We start from the raw sequence: 8883 nt of genomic DNA, 5'->3' as shown, positions 1-8883 counted from the left end.
TCCTTGGTGACGTAATGGCAGTCGTTGGTGGCCAGCGGCGGGATATCGAGCTGCTTGCTCACCATGAGCAGGCCCTCTCGCACACGGCGCTCGATCGACAGACCGTGGTCCATCACCTCGAGGAAGAAGTTCTCCTTACCGAAGATCTCCTGCCACTTCGCCGCCGCCTCGAGGGCTTCGCGCTCATGCCCGAGGCGAAGGCGGGTCTGCACCTCGCCGGAGGGGCAACCGGTGGTGGCGATGATGCCCTCGGCGTGCTGGGCGATGATCTCCTCGTCCATCCGCGCCCATTTACCGAGCTGGCCTTCGATGGAGGCAAGACTCGACAGCTTGAACAGGTTGCGCAGACCGGTCGCGTTCTCGGCGACCATCGTCATATGGGTGTAGGCACCGGAACCGGAGACGTCGTCGCTCTTCTGCGACGGATCACCCCACAGCACACGCTTGGTGTCGAACCGCGAACCGGGCGCGATGTAGGCCTCGATACCGATGATCGGCTTGATGCCCGCCTTCTTCGCGGAGTTGTAGAACTCCGAAGCGCCGTACATGTTGCCGTGGTCGGTCATCCCGACCGCGGTCATCCCCAACCGCTCCGCCTCCGCGAACAACGGCGAAATCTTCGCCGCACCGTCGAGCATGGAGTACTCGGTGTGGTTGTGCAGGTGAACGAACGATCCGGACGAAGCCAAGACGGTCCTTCCTCCCATGGTGTCGACGGGGGTTGGCCTTGGCATTCTAGGCATGTGGGTACGACAAGTTTTCCCGTGCCACACGGGCGGCCCGCCGCCGCCTGGCAATGGTCCGGCGTGTCGTGGTCAAGGTCACCGGCGCGTCCTCGGCGGTGTCCGTTTTCCGCCGATCGGATCCCGGCGGCGGAGACGTCGACGGCGTGCGGTCACGGTCATAATCGGAGCGTGCGGGCTGAGCGGATCGATCGATGACCACCTTCGTGGTCGCTGTCGCGGTGGTGGCGGTGATGGCGTTGGTCGTGTTGCTGATCTGGCGGCGGACGCAGCGGGTGGTGACGACTCCGGCGCAGCGGGCGGTGCATCAGGCGTTGCATACGGCGTCGTTGGCGGCGGTGCCGTTGCGGCGGGGGTTGACCGAGGAGTCGGCGCGGGCGGCGGCGCCGCATCTGCGGACGTTGGCGGCGGCCGAGGGGCTGGGGGTCGCGGACGCGGAGGGGGTGCTGTTGGCGTGGGACGGGCCGCATACGGGGATGCTCGAGTCGTTCGCCGATGCGGCGCGGCGGGCCATCGCTTCGGAGCGGCCGGTGCTGGTCGACGGTGACGAGCACACGTTGATCGCACAGCCGTTGCTGATCGATGTGGGGGCGGCGGTCGGTGCGCTCGGGATGGTGATCACCGGTAAGCCGGGGCCGGGGATGCTCGGTGCGGCGGCCGAGGTGGCGCGGTATGCCTGTGGGCAGCTGGAATTGGCGGAACTGGACGCCTCGCGGGCCCGGGTCGACCGGGCGGAGGTGCGGGCGTTGCGCGCCCAGATCAGTCCGCATTTCATCTACAACGCGCTCAATACGATCGCCTCGTTCGTGCGCACCGATCCCGACCGGGCGCGCGAACTGATCCTCGAATTCGCCGACTTCACCAGGTACTCGTTCCGGGCGGCGGGTGAATTCACCGTACTCGCCGACGAATTGCGCAATATCGAACGGTATCTGGCATTGGAGCAGGCGCGTTTCGGTGACGCACTCGACGTGCGGTTACGGATCGCCCCGGAGGTGCTCGGCGTGGTGCTGCCGTTCCTCGCCCTGCAACCGCTGGTCGAGAACGCGGTGCGGCACGGGCTCGGCGGCGGCAGGCACGGCGGCCAGTTGAGCATCGTCGCCAGCGACGAGGGCACCGACTGCCTCATCAGCGTCGAGGACGACGGCATCGGCATGGACCCCGACCTGCTGCGCTCCGGCGCCCTCGACGCCGTCGACACCTCCGGCCCCACCCGCACCGGCGAAGCCGCCCACGTAGGCCTGTCCAACGTCGACGACCGTCTCCGCGCCGCCTTCGGCAACGACTACGGACTGGTCGTCGAAACCGCACCGGGAGCAGGCACGAAGGTCAGCATGCGAGTCCCCAAGTTCCGCCCCGGAATCCGCGCCTGACTCGTCGCAGCCGGGTCATCGGCAATCGCGCGTCCAGATGGTCGGCCGGTGGCTCATCGAGCGGCAACGCGACGAAGCAACATCCCGCTGCGGTAACCCGCGCGAATCACGCAGGCGCGGCGGTATGTGGTCGGTGTCTGAAACTCAGCCGCTACGATGAGCGGGCTGTGACCTGGAACACTGATGACACTGCGGCTGCTCTGCGGGTGCTGGCTGTCGATGACGAGAAGCCCGCGCTCGATGAGTTGGTGTATCTGCTCAACGAGCAGGTCGGGGTGGGGGAAGTGCACGGGGCGTCCGAGGCGACGGGGGCTTTGCGGGTGTTGCGGGCGCATCCGGTCGATGCGGTGTTTCTCGATATCGACATGCCGGGGCTGACGGGGATGGAGCTGGCGGGGATTCTGTCGGAGTTCGCGGAACCACCCGCGGTGGTGTTCGTGACCGCGCACGACGATCACGCGGTGGCCGCGTTCGATCTGGGGGCGGTCGATTACCTGCTCAAACCGTTGCGGGCGGCGCGGCTGGCCGAGGCGGTGCGGCGGATCGCGGCGGCCAGGGCGACAGTGCCGGCTTCGCCGCCGGAGCAGGCGCATCCGAGCGAGGTGATTCCGGTGGAGCTCGGTGGGGTCACCACGCTGGTGCACCGGGCCGATGTGGCCTGGGTGGAGGCCGACGGCGACTACGCGCGTCTGCACACCAGGACCGGGTCGCACCTGGTGCGCATCCCGCTCACCGCCCTCGAATCACGGTGGGAGGGTGCGGGTTTCCTGCGGGTGCACCGGTCGTACCTGGTGGCGTTGCGGCTGGTCACCGGGTTGCGCAGCACGGGAAGCGGCACGGTTGTGTGCTTGCGCGCGGAAGGCGCGTCCGGCGCGGTGGAGTTGCCGGTGAGCAGGCGCCAGGTGCGTGAACTCAAGCAGCGGCTCGTGCACGGGCCACGGCAGAACTGGTCGCAGCGATGACCGGTCCGCAACGGCCTCAGCGCGAGCGGGTGGTGCTCGCGCAGCGGCGCGGCGCCCGCCAGGTGCGCACTCGTACCGAGGTGGTGGAGCAAACCGATCTCGGGGCGGCGCTGATCGGCGGGCTGATCCGCGCCCAGCTCGGGCTCGCCCTTCGCCTCGGTTTCGTGGTCGTCGCCGGATTCGGCGCCCTTCCGCTGCTGTTCGGTATCGACGCCGTCGCCTCGGTGACCGTCCTCGGTATCCGTCTGCCGTGGTTGATCCTCGGTCTGCTCGCCTTTCCGCTGCTGTACGCGGTGGGCCGGGTCTATGTCCGGCTGGCGGAACGCAATGAGGACGACTTCCTCGAACTGGCCGAGGACTGAATGAGCTCGGGTATTCCGATGCTCACCGTAGCGGCGCTGCTGCTGGCAGCGCTGGCCACGATCGGAATCGGCCTGTACGGGGTCCGCCTGTCGCGCACGACGTCGGACTTCCTTGTCGCCTCCCGCACGGTCGGTTCACGCTGGAACGCGGCCGCGATCTCGGGCGAGTACCTCTCCGCCGCGTCCTTTCTCGGCGTCGCTGGCCTGATCGCCAAGTACGGCGCCGACGCACTCTGGTACCCGGTGGGGTTCACGGCGGGCTACCTGGGTCTGCTGATGTTCGTCGCCGCTCCCCTTCGCCGCTCCGGTGCCTACACCGTCCCCGACTTCGCCGAGTTCCGGCTCGGCTCGATCCGGCTGCGGCGGATGGCCGCCGGGGTGGTCGTCGTGGTGTGCGCGGTGTACCTCATCCCCCAGTTCCAGGGCGCGGGCCTGACCCTGCACCTGCTGCTCGGGGTGCCCGCCTGGGTGGGCGCGGTCGCGGTCGGCACCATCGTGCTCGCCAATGTGATCGGCGGCGGGATGCGCTCGGTGACGCTGGTGCAGGCCTTCCAGTACTGGCTGAAACTGACCGCCGTCGCGATTCCCGCCCTTGTCCTCGGGCTGCACTTCCTCGCCGACGAACGCCCGCTCGGCACCCCGGCCCCGCCGACGGTCGACCGGCTCACCACGGTCGACATCACCACTGATGTGGTTGTGCACCTTGATGTTTCCCAGGTGGTCACCGTGCACGGCACCCTCGACGGGCAGGACACCGCAGGCCAGGTGACGCTGACACCGGGCGACCACACCCTCACCGAAGGCACCGAACTGCTCCTGGCGCCTGGTTCGGCGGTACCGGTCGTCGCAGGCGCGCCGTCCGACGGCACCGGCTGGGTCGAACCCGGCGGCGGCTTCGGCGGGAATCATCCTCGGTACCAGGTGTTCTCGCTGATCGTCGCGACCTTCCTCGGCACCATGGGGCTACCGCACGTGCTCGTCCGCTTCTATACGAACCGGGACGGACCGTCGGCGCGGCGCACGGCGCTGACCGTGATCGGCCTGGTCGGCCTGTTCTATCTGTTCCCGATCCTGCTCGGGGTCTTCGCCCGGCTGTACGTGCCGCAACTGCTCATCACCGGGGCCTCCGACGCGGCGGTCGTGCTGTTGCCCGGTGCCGTCCTCGGCGGGCTCGGCGGGCAGATGCTCACCGCGCTGGCGGCGGCCGGCGCGATCGCGGCGTTCCTGTCCACGTCGTCGGGATTGCTGGTGAGCCTGGCCGGGGTGCTCAGCACCGACGTGCTGCGCGGCCGGATCCGCGACTTCCGGGCGGCGGCGCTGGTGGCCGGGCTCGTTCCGCTCACCCTCGCGCTCACCGTCGCCTCGCTCGACCTGTCGCGCACGGTCGCGCTCGCGTTCTCGGTGGCCGCCTCGACCCTGTGCCCGCTGCTCGTGCTCGGCATCTGGTGGCGTGGGCTCACCGCCACCGGCGCGGCCTGCGGGATGCTCGTCGGCGCTGTCACCGCGGGCGGGGCGACCGTTCTCGCGGTGCTCGGCGGCGTACCAACGCACGTGGCGAACGGCTGGGCGACGGCGATCGTCGACTATCCGGGCGCGGTGAGCGTGCCGCTGGCCTTCGCGGTGACCATCGTGGTGAGCCTGCTCGGCAAGCGGCCCGATGGGCGGGTCGTCGCGGGCATCTTCCTGCGTATGCACGCACCGGAACGGCTCGGGATGGGCGCGGATCGCAACCCGGTCGACCGCTGACCGCCCGACCGTTCATCGCACGCCGACGACCGTTCACCGCACAGGTGAGCACCTTCACCGAGTGACCCACACCACACAGCGCCGTGCGTCTTACCGTCATCACAGAGCACGTCCCCCTTCACGCTAGGACCCCGGCATGACCGAAACCGACACCGAAGAAGCGCCCGACCGGCGCCCGCCGAGTGCCGACGAATTCCTCGCCGTGCAGGCGAGCCCGCAGTTCCAGGATCTGCGGAACCGGCTGCGCCGCTTCGTCTTCCCGATGACCGCACTGTTCCTGGTGTGGTACCTGACCTATGTGGTGCTCGGCGCGTACGCGCACGACTTCATGGCCACACCGGTCTTCGGCAATATCAACGTCGGACTATTGCTCGGCCTCGCGCAGTTCGTCACGACCTTCGTCATCACCGGCGCGTATGTCCGGTTCGCCAACCGTGAGCTGGATCCGCGGGCCGCGGCCATCCGGGAAGAACTCGAAGGGGACCGCGCATGAGCATTCTCGCCGCGGATACGACGGTGGGTAACCCCGTCGCCAATATCGCTATCTTCGGGCTGTTCGTGGTGGTCACCATGATCGTGGTGATCCGGGCCAGCCGCAACAACGCCAGTGCCGCGGACTATTTCACCGGTGGTCGTGGGTTCTCCGGACCGCAGAACGGCATCGCCATCGCCGGTGACTATCTGTCGGCGGCCAGCTTCCTCGGTATCGCCGGCGCCATCGCCGTCTACGGCTACGACGGGTTCCTGTACTCGATCGGGTTCCTCGTCGCCTGGTTGGTCGCGCTGCTGCTGGTGGCCGAAATGCTGCGCAATACCGGCAAATTCACGATGGCCGACGTGCTCAGCTTCCGGTTGAAGGAAGGCCCGGTTCGCACCGCGGCCGCGCTGACCACGCTCACGGTGTCGCTGTTCTACCTGCTCGCGCAGATGGCGGGTGCGGGCGGTCTGGTCGCCTTGCTGCTCGACATCTCCTCGCGTGCGGGGCAATCGGTGGTCATCGCGATCGTCGGTGTGCTGATGATCGTGTATGTGCTCGTCGGCGGGATGAAAGGCACCACCTGGGTGCAGATCATCAAGGCGGTCCTGCTGATCGCCGGTGCCGCGCTGATGACGGTGATGGTGTTCGCCAAGTTCGGGTTCAACCTGTCCGACATCCTCGGTGCCGCACAGGAATCGGTGAGCGAGTCGGCCAGCAAGGCCGTCGCGAGCCGCGATGTGCTCGCCCCCGGCGCCCAGTACGGCGGCAGCGAGATGTCGAAACTGAACTTCCTGTCGCTGGGTCTGGCACTCGTGCTCGGCACCGCCGGTCTGCCGCACGTCCTGATGCGCTTCTACACCGTGCCGACCGCGAAAGAGGCTCGGCGTTCGGTGGTGTGGGCGATCGGTCTGATCGGCGCCTTCTACCTGTTCACCCTGGTGCTCGGGTACGGCGCGGCGGCCATCGTCGGCCCGGACAAGATCCTGGCCGCGGCGGGTGGGCAGAACGCGGCGGCACCGCTGCTGGCCTTCGAGCTGGGCGGGGTGATCCTGCTCGGGGTGATCTCGGCGGTGGCGTTCGCGACCATCCTCGCGGTAGTCGCCGGTCTGACGATCACCGCGTCGGCGTCGTTCGCGCACGACATCTACGCCAGCGTGATCAAGAAGGGAAAAGTCGACGAACGCAAGCAGGTGCGGGTCTCGCGGATCACCGCCGTGGTGATCGGTGTGCTCGCGATCGGGCTCGGCATCCTGGCCAACGGCCAGAACATCGCGTTCCTGGTGGCGCTGGCCTTCGCGGTTGCGGCCGCGGCGAACCTGCCGACCATCCTGTACTCGCTGTTCTGGAAGCGCTTCAACACCACCGGTGCACTGTGGTCGATGTACGGCGGCTTGATCTCGACCATCGTGCTCATCGTGTTCTCGCCCGCCGTGTCGGGCACCAAGACCTCGATGATCACCGGGACCGATTTCCACTGGTTCCCGCTGTCCAACCCGGGCATCGTGTCCATCCCGCTGGCGTTCGTGCTCGGTGTGGTCGGTACCTACCTGGGTGGGCGCGGCGAGCAGGTCGACCTCGGCAAGGCCGCGGAGATGGAAGTACGTGCCCTGACCGGCGTCGGTGCGGAGAAGGCGATCTCGCACTGATGTCCCCCACGCCCGTTCCGGTGGTTCGCCCCACCGGAACGGGCTGTACCCCTGAGTGTTTCGAAGGAGAATTGTTGTGACCGGCGCAGTGACCAATCCCGCGACCAGCTTCGGACCGAGTGCGGAGTTCGCCGCCCAGGCGAACGCGACCGCCGACCTCTACGAGCGGGCCGACGCCGACCGCGACGGCTTCTGGGCCGAACAGGCGCGCCGGCTGCACTGGCACACGCCGTTCACCCAGGTGCTTGACTGGTCCGACGCGCCCGTGGCGCGCTGGTTCGCCGACGGCGAGCTGAACGTGGCCTACAACTGCCTCGACCGGCATGTGCTCGACGGGCACGGCGACCAGGTCGCCGTCCTGTGGGAGGGCGAGCCGGGCGATTCGCGCGCGATCACCTACCAGGAGCTGCTCGACGAAGTGTGCCGGGCGGCCAACACTTTCAGCGCGCTCGGGCTCGTTGCCGGTGACCGGGTCGCCATCTATATGCCGATGGTGCCCGAGGCGATCGTGGCGATGCTGGCGTGCGCGCGGCTGGGGCTGACGCATTCGGTGGTGTTCGCCGGGTTCTCGCCGAGCGCGCTGCGTCAGCGGGTCGACGACGCGCAGGCGCGGCTGATCGTGACGACCGACGGGCAGTGGCGGCGGGGTAAGCCCGCGCCGCTGAAGTACGCCGTGGACGAGGCGCTCGGTGACGATCCGACCAGCGTCGAGCATGTGCTGGTGGTGCGGCGGACCGGGTTGGATGTGCCGTGGACCGAGGTTCGTGATCTGTGGTGGGACGAAACGGTTTCCACCGCTTCGCCGTCGCACGAGGCGCAGGCATTTCCCGCCGAGCATCCGTTGTTCATCCTCTACACCTCCGGGACCACCGGGAAGCCGAAGGGCATCCTGCACACCAGCGGCGGATACCTCACCCAGACCGCCTACACCCACCACAACGTCTTCGATCACAAAGCGGGACAAGATGTCTACTGGTGCACCGCCGACATCGGATGGGTCACCGGCCACAGCTACATCGTCTACGGACCGCTGGCCAACCGCGCCACCCAGGTCGTCTACGAAGGCACCCCGAACTCCCCGAACGAGCACCGCCACTTCGAGATCATCGAAAAGTACGGCGTCACCATCTACTACACCGCTCCCACGCTGATCCGCACATTCATGAAGTGGGGCCGCGAGATTCCCGACGCTCACGATCTGTCGTCGCTGCGACTGCTGGGTTCGGTCGGCGAGCCGATCAACCCAGAAGCGTGGCGCTGGTACCGGGAAGTGTTCGGCGCCGACAAGACCCCCATCGTGGACACCTGGTGGCAGACCGAGACCGGCGCCATCATGATCTCGCCGCTGCCCGGCGTCACCCATGCCAAGCCCGGCGCGGCCATGCGTGCGCTGCCCGGCATTTCGGCGAAGGTCGTCGACGACGACGGAGCACCGCTGGGCGCCGACGCGTCGGGCCTGCTCGTATTGGACAAGCCGTGGCCGTCCATGCTGCGCGGCATCTGGAACGACATGGACCGCTACCGCGAAACCTATTGGCAGCGTTTCGCTTCCGAAGGCTGGTACTTCGCGGGT

Annotated in this window: 8 protein-coding genes; 7 read left to right on the top strand and 1 reads right to left on the bottom strand. The window is 68.0% G+C overall.

Annotated features, from left to right (window positions below; translation table 11 throughout):
* On the bottom strand, positions 1 to 638 hold a 638-nt coding region (locus tag NI2_RS31740; RefSeq protein WP_371852028.1), incomplete at its 3' end, for a PHP domain-containing protein.
* 299 nt (positions 639 to 937) lie between these two features.
* Between NI2_RS31740 and NI2_RS31735 the strand changes: the two genes are divergently transcribed.
* The 7 genes from NI2_RS31735 to NI2_RS31705 form a co-directional block, all read left to right on the top strand.
* Positions 938 to 2116, top strand: a complete 1179-nt coding sequence (locus NI2_RS31735) for a sensor histidine kinase (RefSeq protein ID WP_067498788.1) — start codon at positions 938 to 940, stop codon at positions 2114 to 2116.
* Positions 2117 to 2283: 167 nt separating this feature from the next.
* Positions 2284 to 3078, top strand: a complete 795-nt coding sequence (locus NI2_RS31730; protein ID WP_067498786.1) for a LytR/AlgR family response regulator transcription factor — start codon at positions 2284 to 2286, stop codon at positions 3076 to 3078.
* Positions 3075 to 3440 carry a hypothetical protein gene (locus tag NI2_RS31725; RefSeq protein ID WP_067498784.1) on the top strand — a complete coding sequence of 122 codons (366 nt, stop codon included), beginning with the start codon at positions 3075 to 3077 and terminating at the stop codon, positions 3438 to 3440. The genes NI2_RS31730 and NI2_RS31725 overlap by 4 nt, the downstream gene beginning before the upstream one ends.
* Positions 3441 to 5186: a sodium/solute symporter gene (locus NI2_RS31720; RefSeq protein WP_067498782.1), complete on the top strand. Its 1746-nt coding sequence runs from the start codon at positions 3441 to 3443 to the stop codon at positions 5184 to 5186.
* A gap of 136 nt (positions 5187 to 5322) precedes the next feature.
* Positions 5323 to 5679 (top strand): DUF485 domain-containing protein, encoded by a 357-nt coding sequence (locus NI2_RS31715; protein WP_067498780.1) that lies wholly within the window; start codon positions 5323 to 5325, stop codon positions 5677 to 5679.
* Positions 5676 to 7310: a monocarboxylic acid transporter gene (locus tag NI2_RS31710; protein WP_067498778.1), complete on the top strand. Its 1635-nt coding sequence runs from the start codon at positions 5676 to 5678 to the stop codon at positions 7308 to 7310. Before NI2_RS31715 ends, NI2_RS31710 begins: the two co-directional genes overlap by 4 nt.
* A 76-nt stretch (positions 7311 to 7386) precedes the next feature.
* A partial coding sequence (locus tag NI2_RS31705; protein ID WP_067498776.1) for an acetate--CoA ligase occupies positions 7387 to 8883 on the top strand: 1497 nt, incomplete at its 3' end.

Source organism: Nocardia ignorata NBRC 108230 (genome assembly GCF_001612905.1).
Classification (GTDB): domain Bacteria; phylum Actinomycetota; class Actinomycetes; order Mycobacteriales; family Mycobacteriaceae; genus Nocardia; species Nocardia ignorata.
Note: the sequence above shows the minus strand (reverse complement) of the source record. Positions and strands in the feature narration are given on the sequence as shown.

Bases quoted from the DNA above. Each gene is read 5' to 3' on its own strand.
- NI2_RS31735 (WP_067498788.1), top strand. From the start codon at position 938: ATGACCACCTTCGTGGTCGCTGTCGCGGTGGTGGCGGTGATGGCGTTG.
- NI2_RS31725 (WP_067498784.1), top strand. From the start codon at position 3,075: ATGACCGGTCCGCAACGGCCTCAGCGCGAGCGGGTGGTGCTCGCGCAG.
- NI2_RS31720 (WP_067498782.1), top strand. From the start codon at position 3,441: ATGAGCTCGGGTATTCCGATGCTCACCGTAGCGGCGCTGCTGCTGGCA.
- NI2_RS31715 (WP_067498780.1), top strand. From the start codon at position 5,323: ATGACCGAAACCGACACCGAAGAAGCGCCCGACCGGCGCCCGCCGAGT.
- NI2_RS31710 (WP_067498778.1), top strand. From the start codon at position 5,676: ATGAGCATTCTCGCCGCGGATACGACGGTGGGTAACCCCGTCGCCAAT.